Origin of the sequence: Pseudomonas sp. Pc102 (genome assembly GCF_018408275.1) — a bacterium.
Classification (GTDB): domain Bacteria; phylum Pseudomonadota; class Gammaproteobacteria; order Pseudomonadales; family Pseudomonadaceae; genus Metapseudomonas; species Metapseudomonas tohonis.
This window is the reverse complement of the sequence record NZ_AP021905.1, coordinates 5,335,329-5,357,871: the sequence shown is the minus strand read 5'-3', so window position 1 is coordinate 5,357,871 and position 22,543 is coordinate 5,335,329. Positions and strand designations below refer to the sequence as shown.

The following is a 22,543-nucleotide window of genomic DNA, read 5'->3' as shown; positions in this document are numbered from 1 at the left end:
GCACCATGGCATACAGCGAAAAGGTCATCGACCACTACGAAAACCCGCGCAACGTCGGCAAGCTCGACGCTGAAGATCCCGATGTCGGTACCGGCATGGTCGGAGCTCCGGCGTGCGGCGACGTGATGCGCCTGCAGATCAAGGTCAACGAGCAGGGCGTCATCGAAGACGCCAAGTTCAAGACCTACGGCTGCGGTTCGGCCATCGCCTCCAGCTCCCTCGCCACCGAGTGGATGAAGGGCAAGACCCTGGACGAAGCCGCTGCGATCAAGAACACCACCATTGCCGAAGAACTGGCGCTGCCGCCGGTGAAGATCCACTGCTCGGTCCTGGCCGAGGACGCCATCAAGGCGGCTGTCCAGGACTACAAGCAGAAGAAGGGTCTGCTCTAACCGCTCGACCGAGTAAGGAGTCGCTATGGCCATCAGCATGACCGCTTCCGCCGCCGATCACGTGCGCCGCTCCCTAGAGGGGCGCGGCAAGGGTGAAGGTATCCGCCTGGGTGTCCGCACCACGGGTTGTTCCGGCCTGGCCTATGTCCTGGAGTTCGTCGATGAGTTGGCGGGCGAGGACATGGTCTTTGAAAGCTTCGGCGTGAAGGTGATCATCGACCCGAAGAGCCTGGCCTACCTCGACGGCACCGAGCTGGACTTCGTCCGGGAAGGCCTCAACGAGGGGTTCAAGTTCAACAACCCTAACGTTCGCGGCGAGTGTGGTTGCGGCGAGAGCTTCAACGTCTGAGGCGTTCCGTGGGTACCCCCTGTCATTTCGCATTGTTCGACCTGAAGCCCGGCTTCGACCTCGATCTCGACCAATTGGCGTCTCGCTATCGCGAGCTGGCGCGCAATGCTCACCCGGATCGCTTCGTCGACGCCTCCGAGCGTGAGCAGCGCCTGGCGGTGGAGCACGCGGCGCAATTGAACGAGGCTTACCAGACGCTGAAGAGTGCGCCCCGTCGGGCGCGCTACCTGCTGGCCGTCCGTGGGCACGAGCTGCCACTCGAGGCGACCGTCAAGGACCCCGATTTCCTGCTGCAGCAGATGCAGTGGCGGGAAGAGCTCGAGGAGTTGCAGGACAGCGCGGACCTGCCCGGTGTAGCGACCTTCAAGCGGCGACTCAAGCTGGCCCAGGCCGATCTGGACCAGGCTTTCTCTGCCTGCTGGAGCGACGATGCCCGTCGCGAGGAAGCCGAGCGCCTGGTGCGCCGGATGCAGTTCCTCGACAAGCTGACTCACGAAGTGCGCCAATTGGAAGAGCGCCTCGACGACTAACCCGCGCATCGCCACATGGACGGTGGTGTGCCTGAAAAACAGACAAGCATGGCCCTACTGCAGATCGCCGAACCCGGACAGAGCCCCAAACCGCACCAGCGCCGCCTGGCGGTGGGTATCGACCTGGGCACCACGAATTCCCTGGTAGCCGCCGTTCGCAGTGGCGTTTCCGCGCCGCTCGCCGATGCCGACGGCCAGGTCATCATGCCGTCCGCCGTGCGCTATCACGCCGATCGCGTCGAAGTCGGCCGCTCGGCCAAGGACGCCGCATCCGCCGATCCCCTCAACACCGTCCTGTCGGTCAAGCGCTTCATGGGGCGCGGCCTCGAGGATGTGAAGCAACTGGGCGAGCAGCTCCCCTATCGCTTCACCACCGGCGAGTCGCACATGCCGTTCATCGAGACCGTGCAGGGTGCCAAGAGCCCTGTGGAGGTCTCCGCTGAAATCCTCCGTGCCTTGCGCCAGCGCGCCGAAGCCACCCTGGGTGGCGAGCTGGTCGGTGCGGTGATCACCGTTCCCGCCTATTTCGACGATGCCCAGCGCCAGGCCACCAAGGATGCCGCGCGCCTCGCCGGCCTGAATGTCCTGCGTCTGCTCAACGAGCCCACTGCCGCTGCCGTGGCCTACGGGCTGGACAAGCAGGCCGAAGGCGTCGTGGCCATCTATGACCTGGGTGGCGGTACCTTCGATATTTCCATCCTGCGCTTGACCCGTGGCGTCTTCGAAGTCATGGCCACCGGTGGCGACAGTGCCCTGGGCGGGGATGATTTCGACCATGCCCTGGCGGGCTGGATCGTCGAACAGGCCGGCCTTTCCGCCGACCTGGATCCGGGCGCCCAGCGCAGCCTGCTGGAGGCCGCTTGCGCCGCCAAGGAAGCGCTGACCTCTGCCGATGCGGTCGAGGTGCGCTATGCGCAGTGGTCGGGCCAGCTGACCCGTGCCCGCTTCGATGAACTCATCGAGCCCATGGTGGCTCGCAGCCTCAAGGCCTGTCGCCGTGCCGTGCGCGATGCCGGCATCGAGCTCGACGAGGTCGAGGCGGTGGTCATGGTGGGGGGTTCCACCCGTGTGCCGCGGGTGCGCGAGGCGGTCGGCGAGCTTTTTTCCCGTCAGCCCCTGACCGACATCGATCCCGACCAGGTCGTCGCCATCGGCGCCGCCGTGCAGGCGGACACCCTGGCGGGTAACAAGCGCGGCGAAGAGTTGCTGCTGCTGGACGTGATCCCGCTGTCCCTTGGGCTCGAAACCATGGGTGGCCTGATGGAGAAGGTGATTCCGCGCAACACCACCATTCCCGTCGCCCGTGCCCAGGAGTTCACCACCTACAAGGACGGCCAGACCGCCATGATGATCCACGTGCTCCAGGGTGAGCGCGAGCTGATCAAGGACTGCCGGTCCCTGGCCCGTTTCGAATTGCGTGGTATCCCGCCCATGGTGGCTGGCGCCGCGAAGATCCGCGTGACCTTCCAGGTGGACGCCGATGGCCTGCTGGGCGTGACCGCCAGCGAGACCTCCTCCGGTGTCGAGGCGAGCATCCAGGTCAAACCGTCCTACGGCCTGACCGATGGCGAAATTACCCGCATGCTGCAGGACTCCTTCCAGTACGCCGGTGACGACAAGGCCGCCCGCGCCCTGCGCGAGCAGCAGGTCGACGCCCAGCGCCTTATCGAAGCCGTGCAGGCGGCGCTGCAGGCCGACGGCGACGCATTGCTCAGCGCCGAGGAGCGCATCGCCATCGACTACCAGCTGGAGCAGCTGCAGGGTCTGTTGGCGGGTACCGACGGCGCTGCCATCGAACAGCAAACCAAGCGGCTGACCCAGGTGACCGACGCCTTCGCGGCCCGGCGCATGGATGCCAGCGTCAAGGCCGCCCTGGCGGGCCGCCGACTGAATGAAATCGAGGAATGACTGATGCCGCAGATCGTATTTCTGCCCAACGCCGAGCACTGCCCTGAAGGGATGGTGGTCGAGGCCCAGCCGGGCGAAACCATCATCGCCGCGGCCATGCGCAACGGCCTGGAGATCGAGCACGCCTGCGAGATGTCCTGCGCCTGCACCACCTGCCACGTCGTGGTGCGCGAGGGATTCAACTCCCTCGAAGCGTCCGACGAACTCGAGGACGACATGCTGGACAAGGCCTGGGGCCTGGAAGCCGAGTCGCGACTGTCCTGCCAGGCGGTCGTGGGGGAGGTCGATCTCGTCGTGGAGATTCCCAAGTACACTCTCAACCAGGTTTCTGAAAAGCACTGAGGAACGAGCATGAGTCTCAAATGGGTCGATGTCCTGGAGATCGCCATCCAGCTGGCCGAGAGCAAGCCTGAGGTTGACCCGCGCTACGTCAACTTCGTCGACCTGCATAACTGGGTCGTGAGCCTGCCGGAGTTCGATGACGACAGCCAGCGTGGCGGCGAGAAGGTCCTCGAAGCCATCCAGGCGGCCTGGATCGAAGAAGCCGACTGAAGCCCGGTCTGCTGACCCTACGCATTTAACAGGAACCCGCGTATAATTCGCGGGTTTAATTTTTCGCTTTAATCCTGATTTCTGGAGTTTCACATGGCCGTTGAACGTACCCTGTCCATCATCAAGCCCGATGCCGTTGCCAAGAACGTGGTTGGCGAGATCGTCACCCGTTTCGAAAAAGCCGGCCTGAGCGTCGTTGCCGCCAAGATGGTCCAGCTCTCCGAGCGCGAAGCCGGTGGCTTCTACGCCGAGCACAAAGAGCGTCCCTTCTTCAAGGATCTGGTTTCCTTCATGACCTCCGGCCCGGTCGTCGTGCAGGTGCTGGAAGGCGAAGGCGCCATTGCCAAGAACCGTGAACTGATGGGCGCTACCGACCCGAAGAAAGCCGACGCCGGCACTATCCGTGCCGACTTCGCCGTCTCCATCGACGAAAACGCCGTACACGGTTCCGACTCCGAGGCTTCCGCTGCTCGCGAGATCGCCTACTTCTTCGCCGCCACCGAGGTGTGCGCTCGTATTCGCTGATAGCGAAGGCACGAGGGTGAAGCCATGACTGAATCCACCGGTAAAGTTAACCTGCTGGGCCTGACCCAGCCGCAACTGGAGAGCTTCTTCGAATCCATCGGGGAGAAGCGTTTCCGTGCCGGACAGGTGATGAAATGGATTCACCACTTTGGCGTCGATGACTTCGACGCCATGAGCAATATCGGCAAGGCCTTGCGCGACAAGCTCAAGGCCTCTGCCGAGATTCGCGGTCCCGAGATCGTCAGCCAGGACATCTCCAGCGACGGCACCCGCAAGTGGGTGGTGCGCGTGGCGTCCGGCAGCTGCGTCGAGACCGTGTACATCCCGCAAGGCGGGCGCGGCACCCTCTGCGTCTCCTCCCAGGCGGGCTGCGCGCTGGACTGCAGCTTCTGCTCCACCGGCAAGCAGGGTTTCAACAGCGACCTCACCGCGGCCGAAGTCATCGGCCAGGTCTGGATCGCCAACAAGTCCTTCGGGACCGTCCCGGCCAAGATCGACCGCGCCATCACCAACGTGGTGATGATGGGCATGGGCGAGCCGCTGCTGAACTTCGACAACGTGGTCGCCGCCATGAACATCATGATGGACGACCTCGGCTACGGCATTTCCAAGCGCAAGGTGACCCTGTCCACCTCCGGCGTCGCGCCGATGATCGACAAGCTCGCCGAAGTCACCGACGTGTCCCTGGCGCTGTCGCTGCACGCACCGAACGACGAGTTGCGCAACCAGCTGGTGCCGATCAACAAGAAGTACCCCCTGGCGGTGGTGCTCGAGGCCTGCAACCGCTACATCTCCCGCCTGGGCGAGAAGCGTTTCCTGACCATCGAATACACCCTGCTCAAGGATGTGAACGATCAGCCGGCCCACGCTGAGCAGATGATCGCACTCCTCAAGGATTTTCCTTGCAAGATCAACCTGATTCCGTTTAATCCCTTCCCTTTCTCGGGGTACGAGCGACCGAGCAATAATGCCATTCGTCGCTTCCAGGACATGCTCCACAAGGCCGGGCACAACGTCACCGTGCGCACCACGCGCGGCGATGACATCGATGCCGCCTGCGGCCAGTTGGTCGGCCAGGTCCAGGATCGTACCCGTCGCAGCGAGCGCTACATCGCCGTGCGCCAGCTCAATGGCGATGGCGACGCACCGCAGAACGCTGCCAACCGAAACTGAAGAGAGGACATCCATGACCTTGCGCCCCGCGCTGCTTCTCGTTTTCGCCAGCCTGGTGGGCTGTGTGTCCACTGGCTCCGTTGACCCGATGAAGACCGCGGAAGGCCGCGACAAGGCCCGCGATGCCTACATCCAGCTGGGTATCGGCTACCTGTCCCAGGGGGCCGCCGAGCGCGCTAAGGTGCCCCTGCGCAAGGCCCTGGAACTCGACTCCTCCAGCGCCGACGCCAACGCCGCGCTGGCCCTGGTGTTCCAGACCGAAATGGAACCCAAGCTCGCCGACGAGCATTTCCGCAAGGCCCTGTCCTCGCGCACCGATTCGCGCATCCTCAACAACTACGGTGGTTTCCTCTACGAGCAGAAACGCTACGAGGAAGCCTACAAGCGCTTCGAACAGGCTGCCGAAGACAGCCTCTACCCCGAGCGCTCCCGCGTATTCGAGAACCTTGGCCTGACCGCCCTGCGGATGAACCGCCCGGACCTGGCCAAGCAGCACTTCGACAAGTCCCTGCGCCTCAACCGCCAGCAGCCGGTGGCGCTGCTGGAGATGGCGGACCTGTCTTATGCCGAGAAGCAGTACGTCCCGGCGCGTGAGTACTACGACCGCTACAGCAAGATCGCCCCCCAGACTGCCCGCAGCCTTCTGCTCGGCACCCGTCTGGCTACCGTGTTCGATGACCGCGACCAGGCGGCGAGCCTGGGCCTGCAACTCAAACGACTCTATCCCGGCACGCCGGAATACCAGCAATACCTGTCGGAGCAAAGATGAAAGCGTCGCAACCCGAAATTGCCGCGGCGACCCGTGCCAACCCAGGCGAGACCCTGCGTCAGGCGCGTGAAAGCAAGGACCTGAGCCTTGCCGAGGTCGCCCGACAGCTGAACCTGACCGAACAGGCCCTGCGCCAGCTCGAAGCGGGCTCTTTCGACCAGTTGCCCGGCCACACCTTCGCCCGTGGCTACATCCGTGCCTACGCCAAGCTGCTGGGCATGGACCAGGCGCGTCTGGTGACCGACTTCGACCTTTATACCGGCACCGACGCCACCGGCAGCAACGTCCACAGCCTGGGTCGCATCGAGGAGCCCGTGCGTCTGTCGCAGAGCGTCCTGCGCTTCGTCAGCTTCGCCATCCTGCTGGTCCTCGGCGTCATCGGCTTCCTCTGGTGGCAGGACCAGGCCGAGCGCCGCAGCGGTGAAACCGCCGACATCAGCATGGAGCACGTCGAGGTCGAGAGCGCCGACGGCACCACCCAGATCCACCCGCTGGACGAACCCGAGGACCAGGCGGTCGTCGAGGCCCAGCAGGGCGAGGAGGGCGCCCCGGGCGAACTCTCCCCCGAGGTCGCCGCGCAGCCGGAAGGCACGCCTCCGTCCGCCGCCTCCACCGCGCCGGTCCAGGCCCTGCCCCAGTCCAGTGCGCCGGCTGCCAGTGCCCCCGTTGCACCGAGCGTCGCCACGGCCACCACTCCGGCCGCTCCCGTAGCGCCTGCCGCGCCCACGGCTCCTGCCGCCACCGCGCCTGCCGCACCTGCGCAGGCTCCGGTGGTTGCTGCCGCCGGGCAGGGCCTGGTGCGCATCCAGTTCGTCGCCAATTGCTGGACCCAGGTGACCGATGCCGATGGCAAGGTCCTGCTCAGCGCCCTCAAGCGCAGCGGCGAATCGGTCGAGCTGGCCGGCAGGCCGCCGTTCGAGCTGCGCCTGGGTTACGCCCGTGGCGCCCAGGTCAGCTACAACGGCCAGGCCGTCGATGTGGCGCCCTACACCCACGGTGAGACCGCTCGCCTGAAACTGGGGCAATAAGCCATGCATTGCGAATCCCCGATCAAACGCCGCCAGTCCCGCAAGATCTGGGTCGGCTCCGTGCCCGTGGGCGGCGACGCCCCGATCGCCGTCCAGAGCATGACCAACACCGATACCTGCGACGTCGCCGCCACCGTCGGCCAGATCCGCCGGCTGGAAGAGGCGGGCGCCGATATCGTCCGCGTCTCGGTGCCGGACATGGAGGCCGCCGAGGCCTTCGGCAAGATCAAGCAGCAGGTCCGCGTTCCCCTGGTCGCCGACATCCACTTCGACTACACCATCGCCCTGCGCGTGGCGGAGCTGGGCGTCGACTGCCTGCGCATCAACCCGGGCAACATCGGCCGTGAAGACCGCGTGCGTGCCGTGGTAGATGCCGCCCGTGACCGTGGCATCCCGATCCGCATCGGCGTCAACGCCGGCTCGCTGGAAAAGGACCTGCAGAAGAAGTACGGCGAGCCCACCCCGCAAGCCCTGGTGGAGTCCGCGCTGCGCCATGTCGAGCACCTGGACCGCCTGGACTTCCAGGACTTCAAGGTCAGCGTCAAGGCGTCCGACGTGTTCATGGCGGTGGAAGCCTACCGCCTGCTGGCCACCCAGATCGTCCAGCCGCTGCACCTGGGCATCACCGAAGCCGGCGGCCTGCGCTCCGGCACCGTGAAGTCTGCCGTGGGCCTGGGCATGCTGCTCGCCGACGGGATCGGCGATACCATCCGCATCTCGCTGGCCGCCGACCCGGTGGAAGAGATCAAGGTCGGCTACGACATCCTCAAGTCCCTGCGCCTGCGTTCCCGTGGCATCAACTTCATCGCCTGCCCGAGCTGCTCGCGGCAGAACTTCGACGTGGTCAAGACCATGAACGAACTGGAAGGCCGCCTCGAGGACCTGCTGGTCCCGCTGGACGTCGCCGTGATCGGCTGCGTGGTGAACGGGCCCGGCGAAGCCAAGGAAGCCCATGTGGGGCTGACCGGCGGCACGCCGAACAACCTCATCTACATCGACGGCAAGCCGGCGCAGAAGCTGAACAATGACAACCTGGTGGAAGAGCTGGAAAAGCTGATCCGCCGCAAAGCGGCCGAAAAGGTCGAAGCTGACGCGGCCGTCATCGCCCGCAGCTGATAAGGATTCCGAGTGAGCAAGACGCTGCAAGCCATTCGTGGCATGAACGACATCCTGCCGGAGCAGACCCCTGCCTGGCGTTACCTGGAACGCACCCTGGCAGACCTGCTGGACAGCTACGGCTACCGCGAGATCCGCCTGCCGATCCTCGAGTTCACCGAACTCTTTGCCCGCGGCATCGGCGAGGGCACCGATGTGGTCGACAAGGAGATGTACACCTTCCTCGACCGCAACGAAGAGTCCCTGACCCTGCGCCCCGAAGGCACCGCGGGTTGCGTGCGTGCCGTGCTGGAGCACGGCATGACCGGCGGCGGCCAGGTGCAGAAGCTGTGGTACGCGGGCCCGATGTTCCGCTACGAGAAACCGCAGAAAGGCCGCTACCGCCAGTTCCACCAGATCGGCGTGGAAGTCTTCAACCTGCCCGGTCCGGACATCGATGCCGAGCTGATCGTGCTCACCTGGCGCCTGTGGAAGAAGCTCGGTCTCGGCGACGCCGTGACCCTGCAGCTCAACAGCCTGGGCTCCAGCGAGGCCCGTGTCGCCTATCGCGACGCCCTGGTGGCCTACCTGCAGGAGCGTTTCGACCGTCTCGACGAAGACAGCCAGCGGCGCATGACCACCAACCCGCTGCGAATCCTCGACAGCAAGGTGCCGGAAACCCAAGCCCTGCTGGTCGACGCCCCGCGCCTGCACGACTACCTGGACGCCGAATCCGTGGCCCACTTCGAGGGGCTCAAGGCGCGCCTCGACGCGGTCGGCATCCGCTACGAGATCAACCAGAAGCTGGTCCGCGGCCTGGACTACTACAGCCGCACCGCCTTCGAGTGGGTCACCGACAAGCTCGGCTCCCAGGGCACCGTCTGCGGCGGTGGCCGCTATGACGGCCTGATCACCCAGTTCGGTGGCAAGCCGACCCCGGGTGTCGGCTTCGCCATGGGCGTCGAGCGCCTGGTGCTGCTGCTGGAAACCCTGGACCTGGTCCCGGCCGAGCTCAGCGCTCCCGCGCATGCCTACATCTGCGCCTTCGGCGAACCCGCCGAGCTCGCCGCCCTGGCCCTGGCCGAGCAACTGCGCGATGCCGTTCCCGGCCTGCGCATGCTGGTCAATTCCGGTGCCGGCAGCTTCAAGAGCCAGTTCAAGAAAGCCGACAAGAGCGGCGCGCGCTTCGCCCTGATCCTGGGTGAGGACGAACTGGCCAACCGCGTGGTAGGTTTCAAACCCCTGCGCGACGACAGCGAACAACAGAACATCGCCTGGGACGCTCTCGCAGAGCGCCTGGCGGCCTGCATCGATCAGGCTTGAGCCTTTAGAACATAGGAGTATTGGGGTGAGCACGCGTACCGAAGATGAAGAGCTGGCGGCGATCAAGGATTGGTGGCAGCGCAATGGCAAGCCCCTGCTCACCGGCGGCGCCCTCGCGCTGGTGGTGGTCTTCGGTTGGCAGGCCTGGCAGAAGCACCAGACCAACCAGGCCCAGGGCGCGTCCCAGGTCTACCAGCAATTGCTGGAGACCGCGCTCAACCCGTCCGGCAAGCCCGATGCCGGCAAGGTCGCCGAGCTGGCCACCAAGCTGAAGACTGACTTCGGCGGCACCCACTACGCCCAGTACGGCAGCCTGTTCGTCGCCAAGGTGGCGGTCGAATCCGGCAAGCTCGATGACGCCGCGGCCGAACTCAAGGCCGTGGTGGACAAGCCTGCCGACGCCACCCTCGGTGAGCTGGCGCGCCAGCGCCTGGCCCGTGTCCTGGCCGCCCAGGGCAAGGTCGACGACGCCCTGAAGCTGCTCGAGGGCGATGCCGGCAAGGCCTTCCTGGCCAGCCGTGAAGAATTGAAAGGCGACCTGCTGGTACAACTGGGTCGTTCCGACGAGGCGCATGCCGCCTATGAGAAGGCCAAGGCCGCGCTGACGGAAGACGCAGCGGTCGGTGGCTTGCAGATGAAGCTCGACGACCTGGCCAAAGGGGATGCGTGACGTGATGCGCTGGAAATTTGCCGCACTGCTGGCCCTGGCCGTTCTGGCCGCGGGTTGCAGCAGCAATAGCAAGAAGGAACTGCCGCCTGCCGAACTGCCCGACATCACCGAGGAAGTTCAGCTCAAGGAAGTCTGGAGCCGCTCCATCGGCGAAGGCCAGGGCGAGTCCTACAACATGCTGGTTCCCGCCGTCGACGGCGACGTGATCTATGCCGGTGACGTCGAAGGCCTGGTGGTCGCCATCGACCGCATGAGCGGCGACAAGCTGTGGGAGCAGGAGCTGGACCTGCCGGTGTCCGGCGCGGTCGGCGCGGGCTACGGCCTGGTGCTGGTCGGCACCCTGAAAGGCGAGGTGATCGCCCTCGACGCCAGCAACGGCGAAGAAAAATGGCGTGCCCGGGTCAACGGCGAAGTCCTCGCCCCGCCGGCCACCAACGGTGACGTGGTGGTGGTGCAGACCCAGAACGACACCCTGTTCGGCTTCGATGCCGCGACCGGCAACCAGCGCTGGATCTACGAGAACACCCCGGCCGTGCTGACGCTGCGTGGCACAGGCGCGCCGATCGTGACCAACCGCCTGGCCGTGGCCGGCCTGTCCTCCGGCAAGGTCATCGCCGTGGACGTGCAGCGTGGCCTGCCGGTGTGGGAACAGCGCGTGGCCGTGCCGCAAGGCCGCTCCGAGCTGGATCGCGTGGTCGACATCGACGGTGGCCTGCTGCTGTCCGGCGGCACCCTGTACGTCGCCACCTACCAGGGTCGCGTCGCCGGCCTCGACCTGGACAGCGGCCGCGTGCTCTGGCAGCGCGAGGCTTCCAGCTACGTGGGCGTCGCCCAGGGCTTCGGCAACGTCTACGTGAGCCAGGCCAGCGGCACCGTCGAAGGCATCGACGAGCGTTCGTCCTCGGCGCTGTGGAGCAACGACTCCCTGGCCCGTCGCCAGCTATCGGCGCCGGAAGTGTTCTCCAGCTACGTGGCTGTCGGCGACTTCGAAGGCTACCTGCACCTGCTCAGCCAGGTGGATGGCCACTTCGTCGGCCGCGAGAAGATCGACGGCGACGGCCTGCGTGCGCGTCCGCTGGTGATCGGCGACATGCTGTACGCCTTCGGCAATGGCGGGAAGCTGGTCGCGCTGACCATCCGCTAAGCTGAAAAATAGTGTCCGGCCGCTGCCGTCCGACGGCAGCGGCCGTTGTGTTTTCTGAAATAACGAATAGTGGAGAGCCTCATGGTTCCCGTAATTGCCCTGGTGGGCCGCCCGAACGTCGGCAAGTCCACCCTGTTCAACCGCCTGACCAAGACCCGCGACGCCATCGTCGCGGAGTATGCCGGTCTGACCCGTGATCGCCAGTACGGTGAGGCGAAGTGGAACGGCCGCACCTTCATCGTCATCGATACCGGCGGTATCTCGGGTGACGAGCAGGGCATCGACGCGAAGATGGCCGAACAGTCCCTGCAGGCCATCGAAGAGGCCGATGCGGTGCTGTTCATGGTCGACTCCCGCGCCGGCATGAGCGCCGCCGACCAGTCGATCGCGGAACACCTGCGCAAGCGCAACAAGAAGACCTACCTGGTGGCGAACAAGGTCGACACCATCGACCCCGATCTCGCCCGCGCCGAGTTCAGCCCGCTGGGCCTGGGCGACGCCCTGCCCATCGCCGCCGCCCATGGCCGCGGCATCAGCCAGATGCTGCAGGAGGCCCTGGGTGACTTCCCCCGCGACGATGCGGTCGAGGAAGACGCCGCCGCGCAGGCCGAGGACGTCGCCGAAGGCGAGGAGCAGAGCCGCATTCCCGGGCCGAGCGAGAAGGACGGGATCAAGATCGCCATCATCGGTCGCCCCAACGTCGGCAAGTCGACGCTGGTCAACCGCATGCTCGGCGAGGAGCGGGTCATCGTCTATGACCAGGCCGGCACCACGCGCGACAGCATCTACATTCCCTTCGAGCGCAACGAAGAGAAATACACCCTGATCGACACCGCCGGCGTGCGCCGTCGCGGCAAGATCTTCGAGGCCGTGGAGAAGTTCTCCGTGGTCAAGACGCTGCAGGCGATCCAGGACGCCAACGTGGTGATCTTCGTCATGGATGCCCGCGAAGGCGTGGTCGAGCACGACCTCAACCTGCTGGGCTTCGTACTGGAAACCGGTCGCGCACTGGTCATCGCCCTGAACAAGTGGGACGGCATGGAGTCGGGCGAGCGCGACTACGTGAAGACCGAGCTGGAGCGCCGGCTGTTCTTCGTCGACTTCGCCGACATCCACTTCATCTCCGCGCTGCATGGCACCGGTGTGGGCAACCTGTACAAGTCGGTTCAGGCCTCCTTCAAGTCCGCCATCACCCGCTGGCCCACCAGCCGCCTGACCCAGATCCTCGAAGGCGCGGTGCAGGAGCACCAGCCGCCTTTGGTCAACGGTCGCCGCATCAAGCTGCGCTATGCCCACCTCGGTGGTGCCAACCCGCCGCTGATCGTGATCCACGGCAACCAGGTCGAGTCGGTCCCCAAGTCCTACTCGCGCTACCTGGAGAACACCTACCGGCGCGTGCTGAAGCTGGTGGGTACGCCGATCCGCATCGAGTACAAGGGGGGCGACAACCCCTTCGAAGGCAAGAAGAACACCCTGACCGACCGCCAGGTGAACAAGAAGCGCCGCCTCATGTCGCACCACAAGAAGGCCGAGAAGAAGCGTCGCGACAAACGCTGATTCCGTGCAACCGCCAGAGGGCGCCCATGGGCGCCCTCTTTCGTTCCAGGCGGTGGCCGTCGGCGCCCTGCCGCAACGCCTGCTTCCATCTTGGTCGTGAGCCCGCCAGGCCTTAAGCTAGCGCCATCCCCAGTCGCCAGCAGCCTGAAGAAATGATCGCCAGCAAGTTGCCCAACGTCGGCACCACCATCTTCACCCGCATGTCCCAGCTCGCCGCCGAAACCGGCGCCATCAACCTGTCCCAGGGCTTCCCGGATTTCTCCGCGCCCGCCGCGCTGTGCGATGCGGTGGCCCGTCATATCGGCGCCGGCCACAACCAGTACGCCCCCATGACCGGCCTGCCCGCACTGCGCCAGCAGGTGGCGGCCAAGGTCCGGGCCTTCTATGGCCGCCAGGTGGATGTCGATAGCGAGGTCACGGTCACTCCCGGCGCCACCGAGGCGATCTTCTGCGCGATCCAGGCCGTGGTGCGCGCCGGTGACGAGGTCATCGTCCTCGACCCCTGCTATGACAGCTACGAGCCTTCGGTGGAGCTGGCCGGCGGCCGTTGCGTGCATGTGCCCCTGGCCCTGCCGGGCTTCGCCATCGACTGGCAGCGCATGACCGACGCGCTCAGCGAGCGCACCCGGATGATCATCCTCAACAGCCCGCACAATCCCAGCGGCGCATTGATCTCCCGTGCCGAGCTGGACCAGTTGGCGGCGCTGATCCGTGGCCGCGACATCTACCTGGTATCCGACGAGGTCTATGAGCACCTGGTGTTCGACGGCCAGGCCCATGTGAGCGTGCTGTCCCACGACGAGCTCTATGCACGCGCCTTCGTGGTCAGCTCCTTCGGCAAGACCTACCACGTCACCGGCTGGAAGACCGGCTACGTGGTCGCGCCGCCGGCCCTCTCCGCCGAGCTGCGCAAGGTGCACCAGTACGTCAACTTCTGCGGCGTCACGCCGTTGCAGTGGGCACTGGCCGACTTCATGGCCGACCACCCCGAGCACCTCACCGAGCTGCCCGGTTTCTACCAGGCCAAGCGCGACCTGTTCTGCGACCTGCTGGGTGGATCGCGCTGCGGTTTCACCCGCGCCGCCGGTACCTATTTCCAACTGGTCGACTACAGCGCCATCCGCCCCGAGCTGGACGATGTGGCCATGGCCCAATGGCTGACCCGTGAACACGGCGTGGCCGCCATTCCCGTGTCGGTGTTCTACCAGAGCGCCCCGCGCGACCTGCGCCTGGTGCGCTTCTGCTTCGCCAAACGAGAGGAGACGCTGCGCCAGGCAGCGGAGAAGCTATGCGCGATCTGAGTTCATTGCCCGACCTGCAGCTGGCCCTGGTGCAGACCACCCTGGCCTGGCACGACGCCGACGCCAACCACAGGCACTTCGAGACCCTGCTGGAGCAAGCCCGTGGCGCCGACCTGATCGTGCTGCCGGAGATGTTCACCACCGGTTTCTCCATGGAGTCGGCCGCCCTCGCCGAAGAGGAGGAGGGCCCCAGCTACGCCTGGCTGCGCGAGCAGGCCCGCCGTCTCGACGCGGTGGTGACCGGCAGCGTGATCATCCGCGCCGCCGACGGCAGCCACCGCAACCGCCTGCTCTGGGCGCGCCCCGACGGCGAGATGCTGCACTACGACAAGCGCCATCTGTTCCGCATGGCCGGCGAGCACAAGCACTACACGCCGGGCGAGGCCCAGGCGCTGTTCGAGGTCAAGGGCTGGCGGGTGCGCCCGCTGGTCTGCTACGACCTGCGCTTCCCGGTCTGGAGCCGTGATCCCCACGACACCGACCTGTTGCTCTATACCGCCAACTGGCCCGCCGCGCGTCGCCATCACTGGAATCGCCTGCTGCCGGCGCGCGCCATCGAGAACCTCTGCTACGTGGCGGCGGTGAACCGCGTGGGTGAGGACGGCAAGGGCCACCCCTACAGCGGAGACAGCCAGGTCCTGGACTTCCAGGGCGAGACGCTGCTCGATGCCGGCGCGCGGGACGGCGTGTTCCGGGTTTCCCTCGCCGCCGGCGGCCTGGCCGGTTACCGCGAGCGCTTCCCCGCGCACCTGGATGCGGACGGCTTCGCACTGCTCCCCTGATTCCCCCGCTCATCCGGAACCCGGAGGCACCGGGTTCCGCTCCTGCGTCCGAACCTTCTGCGCCCCTGCCGGCTGCCGGTGGGGGTCACCTCCTGGCCGTCCAGCCAATGGATCGGCTCCAAACTCTCCTCGACGCCGTCTGCTCTTTGTCCGGAGCCTAGGACGCGTCTGAATTGCGCTGCGTTTTTTTCCTTTCCCCGTGCCTTGCCCCTAGCATGGCCGCGCCGGCAACAACACGCTCCATCAATCCCTTGGCTCGCTGCACTGTGAAGCATTCGCAGGGGCTTGCTGCTGACCAGGATTTTTCCATGCCGACGTTCCGCTTGAATCCACTCAGTCGTTCCACTCGCACCTGGATCGCCAGCCTTGGCCTGGCGGCTTTGTTGCCCCTGTCCGCCCAGGCCCACTCGGGCCATTCCCCGACCGACGCTCCCGCCGCTCACGTGCTGGGCACCCAGACGGGGCATTTCATCGAACTTCCCAGCCTCACGTCCGTGCGGGCCTTGAGCGCCGTTACGCCCAGTGGCACCGAACAGCTGCGCAGTGTCACGGGGCTCAGCCTGTCCGGCCTGGCCCTGGATGGCGCCGAGGCATTCGGTGACCTGAAGGTCTACACCGGCGGGGCATTCTCCGGCTCGGGCGCGCGTGCACTCCAGGCCGTCGATGACGTCATCGTGGTCGCCCGCGAGGACGGCAGTTTCGTGGCCCTGCTGCCCGAGTCCAACATCGTCATCCGGGGTGACGCGTCGGGAAGGCAGACCCTCACGCGCCACGACGCAAGTCACACCCATCCCCCTGCCTCGCGTGACTACGTCGAGGATGCGGACGCCGACCTGCCCCAGGCAGTGGAGTCCTTTTCAGGGGCTCGCAGCTTCCTGATCGATCGCAACGCCGAGGGGGAGGTCGTCGTCGACGTCCTGGCCGGGTTCTCGCGCAATGCCGTCGAGTACATCGGCGACCACGAGGCCTATGCACTGGCGCAGATCGCCTCGGTCAACCTGGCGCTGAAGAACTCCAGGGTCGAGGGCGTGCGCCTCCGCCTCGTGGGCACCCAGGTGATCGACGGCGAACATGCCATCACCCGGGAAACGCTCCACAAGCTGAACGCGCTGTTCGCCGACGGCATGCGCCAGTACGGGCCCGACCTGGTCACCGGCTTCTTCAGAGGCATCCCGGGCGAGGACACCATGCTGGGTTGGGGCAACATCCGGGGCCGCTACTCCATCAACGTGATCACCTCGCCCACCACGTTCCGCCACGAAGTCGGGCACAACATCGGTGCCAACCACTGCCCGGAAGGCGATGGCCACCACTACGGCTATCACAACGGTCGTGTCGGGACCATCATGTGCGGCAACCAGGTCAACTACTTCTCCAACCCGGATCTGAGGGATCGGCAGGGCGTGCCCCTGGGGCATCCGGAAATGGCCGACGTCGCCCGCCTCTGGCGTGAGAACAGCGCGCGCATGTCCGCCTACAGCCCCTCGGTGGTGCCTCTGGAAACCGAGCGTGCCACCCGGTTCCTGGAAGAGCGCGTCACGCTCGGCAGGAACGAATGGCGGCACTTCCCCATCGATGTGCCGGCAGGTACCGAGCGCCTGGCGTTCACCGCCAACCATGGTGCGGATCACGAGATACACGGTCGCATCCAGCTCTACCTCCGTTATGGCCAGCAGCCGACCGCCACGCAGTTCGACGAGCGTTCGATCATGGCGGCTGGCGTGGCCCTGGGCGTCAAGGACCCAAGGCCCGGGCGCTGGTACCTGGCCATGAGGGTGCAGGACAACCGTACGGCGACCGACCAGGTTCTCGAGGGCCATGCGTTCGCGAGGCAGCAGGACACGGTCGAGGCGCGTTACCTGCGTCTGGTCGCCAAGTCGGCGATAGAGGGGGGCAACGCCGCCAGCATCGCCGAGCTCCACCTGGCCAGGGCCGATGGGCGCTCGTTGCCCCGCGAGCAATGGCGGGTGATCTCGTCCAAGGGCTACAAGCCTGAGAACGCCATCGACGGGGGGAGCGGTACCTACTGGTATTCCTCGTCCAAGGAGCGCTATCCGTACGACTTCGTCATCGATCTTGGCGCGCGCGAGCGCTTTTCCCAGCTGCACTACCTGCCGCGCCAGGCCAACGGCCTCTTCGGCAATATCAAGGATTACGAAGTGCATGCCAGCGACCGGCCCGACGGCGACTGGACCCTGTTGGCCGAGGGCCAGTTCAGCGCAGACAACCTGGTCAAGCTGGCCAGCCTGAAACCGGTCGCCACCTTCTTGCCGCCGGTAGCCCAGATCGCCGGCCCGGCATCCGCCAGCGCCGGCGACACGGTCCGGCTGGATGCCTCCGCCTCCAGCGACCCGCAAGGCAGCGTGCTCAGCTACACCTGGTCGGCCTCGCCCAGGCTGGACTTCACCTATGACGGCCCACGGGTCTCTTTCAAGGCACCGGCGCTCGACAGGGACACCCGCTACACCTTCGAGCTGGCTGTGAGCAACGGCAAGCACACGGTGCGCAAGACCCATCCGGTGCTGGTGAAGGCCGGCATCGCGAGTTCACCGACCTGCCATCCCGAGTGGAGCGCGACCTCCGACTACGTGTCGGGCAGCAAGGTGCAGAGGAAGGGGCGCGCTTATGAGGCGCGCTGGTGGACCCGGGGTAGCGAGCCGGGTAACCCGGCGTCTACCGGGCCGGATGGCAGCGGCAAGGTCTGGCGGGACCTGGGGGCCTGCAGTGGTGCCAGCAACGAGACGCCTTCCACCCCTCCAGCCGTGCTGCCGCCCGTGGCGCACATCTCCGGGCCTTCTACTGCCGTTGCAGGCAGCGAGGTCCGCCTGAGTGCCGCCGCCTCGACCGATCCGGCCGGCCTGCCGTTGACCTACCGCTGGGGGGTGAGCCCGCAGGTTCCCTTCAAGGCGAGCGGTGCCAACCTGACGTTCGTGGCGCCGACGCAGGACAAGGATGTGTCCTACCGCTTCACCCTGACCCTGGGCAACGGGCAGAAAGAGGCCACGCGCACCCACGATGTGAAGGTCGGCGCCCAGGCCAGCGAGCAGCCGGGTACCAGCTGCGCCAAACCGTGGAGCGCTGGCGAGGCCTACTGGGAAGGTAGCGAGGCGACCCGCGGGGGCCGTCTCTACACCGCACGCTGGTGGAACCGCGGTTCCGAGCCGGGCAAGCCCGAGTTCACCGGCCCGGACGGTAGCGGCAAGGTCTGGCGCGACGAGGGCGCCTGCAACTGACGGACCTGGCGGCCGGCTGCTGCTGGCCGTCGTTCATGCGGGGTCGCCGGTTGCCGGGCGGCTCCGTATCATGGCGGTCCTGCCTCTCTCTTCTGCGTTGCCTCAAGGAGCCCGACATGAGCACGGAAGCCGAAAACCCCTTCCAGACCCCCACCGCCGAGTTGCTCGCACCGAAGACCGGCAGCGAGCACCTGCGCCTCTACAGCATCCCCGGCGTCGGCCTGGCCACCTTCTTCGGCACGCCACTGGCCGGGGCCTATGTCACCGCCGCCAACCTCAAGGCCATGGGCCGGGGTGGCGAGACCGGGAAGCTGTGGGCCGTCTCGATCGGCTTCTTCATCGCGATAATCGTCGCCGGTGCACTGTTGCCGGAGAACGTCCCCGCCATCGTCTTCGGCGTGGTCCAGGTGATGGCGATGAACGCCTATGCGCGGCAGTTGTTCGGCACGCAACTGGATCGGCACAAGGCCGCCAGTGGCGCGTTCTTCTCGTTGTGGCGGAGCGTGGGGGTCGGCCTGCTGTTCATGCTGGCGTTCATCGTCGCCCTGGTGCCGATCCTGCTGCTGTTCGGGCTCGTCTGAGCCGCTGCCATGAAAAACGCCGGGCGATGCCCGGCGTTTTCGTTCCTGCGCCCGTCACCCCAGCGTCGGGTAGTCGGTATAGCCGGCTTCGGCGCCGCCGTAGAAGGTGTTGGCGTCCGGCTGGTTGAGAGCGGCGCCCTGGCGCAAGCGCTCGACCAGGTCGGGGTTGGCGATGTAGGGCCGGCCGAAGGCCACGGCATCGGCGAGGCCGCTGGCCAGGGCCTGCTCGGCACTGCCGCTGTCCAGGCCGCCGGCGAGGATGATCCTGCCCTGGTAGCGGTCGCGCAGTTCGCGCAGCAGGTCGTCGAAGCCCTCGAAGGTGCCGCCCAGCCAGTCCGGCTTGTTGATGTGCAGGTAGGCGAGGTTGCGGCTGTTCAGTTGCTCCACCAGGTAGCCGAAGGTCTCGCGCGGGTTGGCGTCGCTGATGTCGCCGAAGGTGCCCATCGGCGAGATGCGCACGCCCACGCGGCCGCTGTCGCCGGTGGTGGCGATCACGGCATCGACCACCTGCAGTACCAGGCGCGCGCGGTTGGCCGCGGAGCCGCCGTAGGTATCGGTGCGCTGGTTGCTGCCGGAGCAGAGGAACTGGTCCAGCAGGTAGCCGTTGGCCGCGTGCACTTCGACGCCGTCGAAGCCGGCTCGCAGGGCGTTGGCCGCACCCTGGGCGTAGGCGGCGACCACGCCGGGAATTTCATCGAGCGCCAGGGCGCGCGGCTTGGCGGTGGGCTCGCGGTGGTGGCTGCCATCGGCTTCCTGCACATAGCAGTCGGCCTTGGCCTGGATGGCGGACGGGGCGACGGGATCGACGCCGCCCGGCTGCAGCAGCGGGTGGGAGATGCGCCCCACGTGCCAGAGTTGCAGGACGATGCGGCCGCCCTCGTCGTGCACCGCACGGGTGACCTTCTTCCAGCCCTCGACCTGCTCGGCGCTGTGGATGCCGGGAGTCCAGGCGTAGCCCTGGCCTTCGGGGCAGACCTGGGTGGCCTCGCTGATGATCAGGCCGGCGCTGGCGCGCTGGGCGTAATAGGTGGCGTTGAGTTCGCTGGGGATGTTGCCGGGTTGCAGGCTGCGCTGGCGGGTGAGGGGCGCCATCACCACCGCGTTGGGAAGCTCGAGGCTGCCCAGGCGGGTGGGCTGGAACAGGTTGCGTGTGGTCATCGGTTCGATCTCCATCGGCTGCATTCGGCATGAATGTGGCGGTCGATTATGCCGGTGGCAATCTGGCTGACAAGTACGTACGATTCCAGCAGTCACTTACTGATGGGTAAGCAATGTGAGCGAGCACGAGCCGATCACCACCGAAACCAAGCGCCTGGTTTCGGGCGACAAGGTCTACAACACGCCGGTGGAGGTGACGCTGGACGTGATCGGCGGCAAGTGGAAGTCGCTGCTGGTTTATCACCTGATGAAGGAGGCGCTGCGCTTCTCCGAGCTCAAGCGCCGCGTACCGGGCATCACCGAGAAGATGCTGACCCAGCAGCTGCGCGAGCTGGAGCATGACGGCGTGCTCTCGCGCACCGTGTTCGCCGAGGTGCCGCCGCGTGTGGAGTACCGCCTCACCGAGCACGGCGCGAGCCTGCAGCCGGTGCTGGAGGCGATGTGCGCCTGGGGCCGCTGCCACTGGCAGCAGCAGGGGTAGCCGACGCTCGTCCTGCCACAAAAGGAAAACCCCGCCGAGGCGGGGTTTTCTTTTCGTAGCGAGCCTCAGGCCGCTTCGGCTTCGGTCTGGCTCAGGGCGCGGTTGAGGGCGCTGAACAAGGCCCGGAAGCTGGCGGTGGTGATGTTCTCGTCGATGCCGATGCCGTGCAGCGCGCGGCCCCCTTCCAGGCGCAGCTCGATATAGGCGGCGGCCTTGGCGTTGGCGCCGCCACCGATGGCGTGCTCGGAGTAGTCCATGATCTCCACCTTCACCGGCAGGCTGGCCACCAGGGCCTCCAGCGGACCCTTGCCCATGCCGCGCAGGTGCTGGGTCTCGCCCTTGACCTGGACTTCGATGTCCACCGCGCTGGTGCCGTTCTCTTCCTGCAGGCGATGGCCTTTCAGGGTGTAGGGCGTGGTGGCCTGCAGGTACTCGCTGTCGAGCAGCTTGTAGATCTGCTCGGCGGTCATTTCGAGGCCGAGGCGATCGGTCTCGCGCTGCACCACCTGGCTGAACTCGATCTGCATGCGGCGCGGCAGGCTGATGCCGTACTCCTGCTCCAGGAGGAAGGTGATGCCGCCCTTGCCCGACTGGCTGTTGACGCGGATGACCGCCTCGTAGCTGCGGCCGATATCGGCCGGGTCGATCGGCAGGTAGGGCACTTCCCAGAGCGCGCCGTCCTGCTGCTGGGCGAAGCCCTTGCGGATGGCGTCCTGGTGGGAGCCGGAGAAGGCGGTGTGCACCAGGTCACCCACGTAGGGGTGGCGCGGATGGACCGGCAGCTGGTTGCACTCCTCGACCACCTTGCGCACGGCGTCGATGTCGGAGAAGTCCAGCTTCGGGTGCAGGCCCTGGGTGTACATGTTCAGCGCCAGGGTCACCAGGTCGACGTTGCCGGTGCGCTCGCCGTTGCCGAACAGGCAGCCTTCGACGCGGTCGGCGCCAGCCATCAGGCCCAACTCGGTGGCGGCCACGCCGGTGCCACGGTCGTTGTGGGTGTGCAGGCTGATGATCACGCTGTCGCGCTTGTTGATGTGGCGGCCGAACCATTCGATCTGGTCGGCGTAGACGTTCGGCGTGGCGCACTCAACGGTGGCGGGCAGGTTGAGGATGATCTTGTTGGCCGGGGTCGGTTCCCAGACGTCGATCACCGCGTTGCACACCTCCAGGGAGAAGTCCTGCTCGGTGGAGCTGAAGATTTCCGGCGAGTACTGGAACGTCCACTGGGTCTCGGGCTGCCTGGCGGCGAGCTGCTTGATCAGGCGGGCGGCGCCGGTGGCGATGTCGATCACGCCCTGGCGGTCCTGGTTGAAGACGATGCGGCGGAAGGACGGCGCGGTGGCGTTGTAGACGTGGACGATGGCCTTCTTCGCGCCCTTCAGGGATTCGAAGGTGCGGGTGATCAGGTCTTCGCGGGCCTGGGTCAGCACCTGGATGGTCACGTCATCAGGGATATGGCCGTTCTCGATCAGTTCGCGGACGAAGTCGAAGTCGGTCTGCGAGGCGGAGGGGAAGGCCACTTCGATTTCCTTCAGGCCCACCTGCACCAGGGTCTTGAAGAAACGCATCTTCTTCTGCGCGTCCATCGGCTCGATCAGCGACTGGTTGCCGTCGCGCAGGTCGGAGCTGCACCAGATCGGCACCTCGGTGATGGTCTTCGACGGCCAGGTGCGGTCGGGCAGGTTGATGGCGGGGAAGGCGCGGTATTTGCGAGACGGGTCTTTGAGCATGCTCATGGGGCAATCCTTGTTCTGATGGGCCTGATGACGGCGGCCGGCCAAATGAAATGCGGGGTGGAGCGGGGCGTCGCGATTCAGCTACGCAGTCGTGGGCTGACCAGGCGTAGGCAGGCGTGTTGGCGCAGGAGGATGAGGGTGTGAGCGGTTTTCATGCCGACAACCCTATTGGCTTGGGTTGAATATGGCAAGGCTTGTCGGAAAATTGGTGATTTCGTGCGTTGGTCGGATCTGAGCGATGGTTTTTTGCTCGGGT

General features: G+C 66.1%; 22 protein-coding genes. 20 read left to right on the top strand and 2 right to left on the bottom strand.

The window, feature by feature from the left end; all coding sequences use genetic code 11:
* Window positions 1-5 precede the first annotated feature (5 nt).
* From iscU to PHLH3_RS24410, 19 genes are all read left to right on the top strand, one after another.
* Window positions 6-392: a Fe-S cluster assembly scaffold IscU gene (iscU, locus tag PHLH3_RS24500; protein ID WP_021220845.1), complete on the top strand. Its 387-nt coding sequence runs from the start codon at window positions 6-8 to the stop codon at window positions 390-392.
* Between the two features lie 25 nt (window positions 393-417).
* Window positions 418-741: an iron-sulfur cluster assembly protein IscA gene (gene iscA, locus PHLH3_RS24495; protein WP_111263267.1), complete on the top strand. Its 324-nt coding sequence runs from the start codon at window positions 418-420 to the stop codon at window positions 739-741.
* 8 nt (window positions 742-749) lie between these two features.
* The gene (hscB, locus tag PHLH3_RS24490) at window positions 750-1,271 is read left to right on the top strand and encodes a co-chaperone HscB (RefSeq protein ID WP_213626127.1); all 522 of its coding nucleotides are present in this window, start codon (window positions 750-752) and stop codon (window positions 1,269-1,271) included.
* A 48-nt stretch (window positions 1,272-1,319) separates the two neighbouring features.
* The gene (gene hscA, locus PHLH3_RS24485; protein ID WP_213626126.1) at window positions 1,320-3,179 is read left to right on the top strand and encodes a Fe-S protein assembly chaperone HscA; all 1,860 of its coding nucleotides are present in this window, start codon (window positions 1,320-1,322) and stop codon (window positions 3,177-3,179) included.
* Window positions 3,180-3,182: 3 nt separating this feature from the next.
* Entirely contained in the window at window positions 3,183-3,521 is a 339-nt protein-coding gene (gene fdx / locus PHLH3_RS24480; RefSeq protein WP_111263270.1) for an ISC system 2Fe-2S type ferredoxin, read from the top strand.
* A gap of 9 nt (window positions 3,522-3,530) precedes the next feature.
* On the top strand, window positions 3,531-3,731 hold the full coding sequence (gene iscX, locus PHLH3_RS24475; protein WP_111263271.1) for a Fe-S cluster assembly protein IscX: 201 nt from the start codon (window positions 3,531-3,533) through the stop codon (window positions 3,729-3,731).
* A 93-nt stretch (window positions 3,732-3,824) separates the two neighbouring features.
* Window positions 3,825-4,256 (top strand): nucleoside-diphosphate kinase, encoded by a 432-nt coding sequence (ndk, locus tag PHLH3_RS24470; protein WP_111263272.1) that lies wholly within the window; start codon window positions 3,825-3,827, stop codon window positions 4,254-4,256.
* A 24-nt stretch (window positions 4,257-4,280) separates the two neighbouring features.
* Entirely contained in the window at window positions 4,281-5,429 is a 1,149-nt protein-coding gene (gene rlmN / locus PHLH3_RS24465) for a 23S rRNA (adenine(2503)-C(2))-methyltransferase RlmN (RefSeq protein ID WP_173172880.1), read from the top strand.
* Between the two features lie 13 nt (window positions 5,430-5,442).
* Entirely contained in the window at window positions 5,443-6,198 is a 756-nt protein-coding gene (gene pilW, locus PHLH3_RS24460; RefSeq protein WP_213626125.1) for a type IV pilus biogenesis/stability protein PilW, read from the top strand.
* A complete protein-coding gene (locus PHLH3_RS24455) occupies window positions 6,195-7,226 on the top strand; it encodes a RodZ family helix-turn-helix domain-containing protein (RefSeq protein ID WP_213626124.1) in 1,032 nt (343 codons plus the stop codon). Before pilW ends, PHLH3_RS24455 begins: the two co-directional genes overlap by 4 nt.
* A gap of 3 nt (window positions 7,227-7,229) precedes the next feature.
* Window positions 7,230-8,342 (top strand): flavodoxin-dependent (E)-4-hydroxy-3-methylbut-2-enyl-diphosphate synthase, encoded by a 1,113-nt coding sequence (gene ispG, locus PHLH3_RS24450; protein ID WP_173172886.1) that lies wholly within the window; start codon window positions 7,230-7,232, stop codon window positions 8,340-8,342.
* Between the two features lie 12 nt (window positions 8,343-8,354).
* Window positions 8,355-9,644, top strand: coding sequence for a histidine--tRNA ligase (hisS, locus tag PHLH3_RS24445; RefSeq protein ID WP_173172888.1), 1,290 nt, complete (start codon window positions 8,355-8,357; stop codon window positions 9,642-9,644).
* Window positions 9,645-9,669: 25 nt separating this feature from the next.
* Window positions 9,670-10,314, top strand: coding sequence for a YfgM family protein (locus PHLH3_RS24440; RefSeq protein WP_173172890.1), 645 nt, complete (start codon window positions 9,670-9,672; stop codon window positions 10,312-10,314).
* The gene (gene bamB / locus PHLH3_RS24435) at window positions 10,307-11,458 is read left to right on the top strand and encodes an outer membrane protein assembly factor BamB (protein ID WP_111263279.1); all 1,152 of its coding nucleotides are present in this window, start codon (window positions 10,307-10,309) and stop codon (window positions 11,456-11,458) included. Before PHLH3_RS24440 ends, bamB begins: the two co-directional genes overlap by 8 nt.
* Window positions 11,459-11,539: 81 nt before the next feature.
* Complete coding sequence (der, locus tag PHLH3_RS24430) at window positions 11,540-13,015, top strand: ribosome biogenesis GTPase Der (RefSeq protein ID WP_111263280.1); 1,476 nt, start codon at window positions 11,540-11,542, stop codon at window positions 13,013-13,015.
* Window positions 13,016-13,167: 152 nt separating this feature from the next.
* Entirely contained in the window at window positions 13,168-14,316 is a 1,149-nt protein-coding gene (locus tag PHLH3_RS24425) for a pyridoxal phosphate-dependent aminotransferase (protein ID WP_213626123.1), read from the top strand.
* Entirely contained in the window at window positions 14,304-15,098 is a 795-nt protein-coding gene (locus PHLH3_RS24420; RefSeq protein ID WP_213626122.1) for an amidohydrolase, read from the top strand. Before PHLH3_RS24425 ends, PHLH3_RS24420 begins: the two co-directional genes overlap by 13 nt.
* Before the next feature lie 308 nt (window positions 15,099-15,406).
* Window positions 15,407-18,331: a discoidin domain-containing protein gene (locus tag PHLH3_RS24415; protein WP_213626121.1), complete on the top strand. Its 2,925-nt coding sequence runs from the start codon at window positions 15,407-15,409 to the stop codon at window positions 18,329-18,331.
* A 116-nt stretch (window positions 18,332-18,447) separates the two neighbouring features.
* The gene (locus PHLH3_RS24410; protein WP_213626120.1) at window positions 18,448-18,912 is read left to right on the top strand and encodes a hypothetical protein; all 465 of its coding nucleotides are present in this window, start codon (window positions 18,448-18,450) and stop codon (window positions 18,910-18,912) included.
* A gap of 54 nt (window positions 18,913-18,966) precedes the next feature.
* On the opposite strand, the gene PHLH3_RS24405 is transcribed toward PHLH3_RS24410, so the two are convergent.
* Window positions 18,967-20,070, bottom strand: a complete 1,104-nt coding sequence (locus PHLH3_RS24405) for an alkene reductase (RefSeq protein ID WP_213626119.1) — start codon at window positions 20,068-20,070, stop codon at window positions 18,967-18,969.
* A 115-nt stretch (window positions 20,071-20,185) separates the two neighbouring features.
* On the opposite strand from PHLH3_RS24405, the gene PHLH3_RS24400 reads away from it, so the two are divergent.
* On the top strand, window positions 20,186-20,551 hold the full coding sequence (locus tag PHLH3_RS24400) for a helix-turn-helix domain-containing protein (protein WP_111263286.1): 366 nt from the start codon (window positions 20,186-20,188) through the stop codon (window positions 20,549-20,551).
* Between the two features lie 65 nt (window positions 20,552-20,616).
* Here the strand turns inward: PHLH3_RS24400 and leuA are convergent, their stop codons facing one another.
* Complete coding sequence (gene leuA / locus PHLH3_RS24395) at window positions 20,617-22,287, bottom strand: 2-isopropylmalate synthase (RefSeq protein ID WP_213626118.1); 1,671 nt, start codon at window positions 22,285-22,287, stop codon at window positions 20,617-20,619.
* Window positions 22,288-22,543: the final 256 nt, after the last annotated feature.

Bases quoted from the DNA above. Each gene is read 5' to 3' on its own strand.
- iscU (WP_021220845.1), top strand. From the start codon at position 6: ATGGCATACAGCGAAAAGGTCATCGACCACTACGAAAACCCGCGCAAC.
- iscA (WP_111263267.1), top strand. From the start codon at position 418: ATGGCCATCAGCATGACCGCTTCCGCCGCCGATCACGTGCGCCGCTCC.
- hscA (WP_213626126.1), top strand. From the start codon at position 1,320: ATGGCCCTACTGCAGATCGCCGAACCCGGACAGAGCCCCAAACCGCAC.
- fdx (WP_111263270.1), top strand. From the start codon at position 3,183: ATGCCGCAGATCGTATTTCTGCCCAACGCCGAGCACTGCCCTGAAGGG.
- iscX (WP_111263271.1), top strand. From the start codon at position 3,531: ATGAGTCTCAAATGGGTCGATGTCCTGGAGATCGCCATCCAGCTGGCC.
- ndk (WP_111263272.1), top strand. From the start codon at position 3,825: ATGGCCGTTGAACGTACCCTGTCCATCATCAAGCCCGATGCCGTTGCC.
- rlmN (WP_173172880.1), top strand. From the start codon at position 4,281: ATGACTGAATCCACCGGTAAAGTTAACCTGCTGGGCCTGACCCAGCCG.
- pilW (WP_213626125.1), top strand. From the start codon at position 5,443: ATGACCTTGCGCCCCGCGCTGCTTCTCGTTTTCGCCAGCCTGGTGGGC.
- PHLH3_RS24455 (WP_213626124.1), top strand. From the start codon at position 6,195: ATGAAAGCGTCGCAACCCGAAATTGCCGCGGCGACCCGTGCCAACCCA.
- ispG (WP_173172886.1), top strand. From the start codon at position 7,230: ATGCATTGCGAATCCCCGATCAAACGCCGCCAGTCCCGCAAGATCTGG.
- bamB (WP_111263279.1), top strand. From the start codon at position 10,307: ATGCGTGACGTGATGCGCTGGAAATTTGCCGCACTGCTGGCCCTGGCC.
- der (WP_111263280.1), top strand. From the start codon at position 11,540: ATGGTTCCCGTAATTGCCCTGGTGGGCCGCCCGAACGTCGGCAAGTCC.
- PHLH3_RS24425 (WP_213626123.1), top strand. From the start codon at position 13,168: ATGATCGCCAGCAAGTTGCCCAACGTCGGCACCACCATCTTCACCCGC.
- PHLH3_RS24420 (WP_213626122.1), top strand. From the start codon at position 14,304: ATGCGCGATCTGAGTTCATTGCCCGACCTGCAGCTGGCCCTGGTGCAG.
- PHLH3_RS24415 (WP_213626121.1), top strand. From the start codon at position 15,407: ATGCCGACGTTCCGCTTGAATCCACTCAGTCGTTCCACTCGCACCTGG.
- PHLH3_RS24410 (WP_213626120.1), top strand. From the start codon at position 18,448: ATGAGCACGGAAGCCGAAAACCCCTTCCAGACCCCCACCGCCGAGTTG.
- PHLH3_RS24405 (WP_213626119.1), bottom strand. From the start codon at position 20,070: ATGACCACACGCAACCTGTTCCAGCCCACCCGCCTGGGCAGCCTCGAG.
- leuA (WP_213626118.1), bottom strand. From the start codon at position 22,287: ATGAGCATGCTCAAAGACCCGTCTCGCAAATACCGCGCCTTCCCCGCC.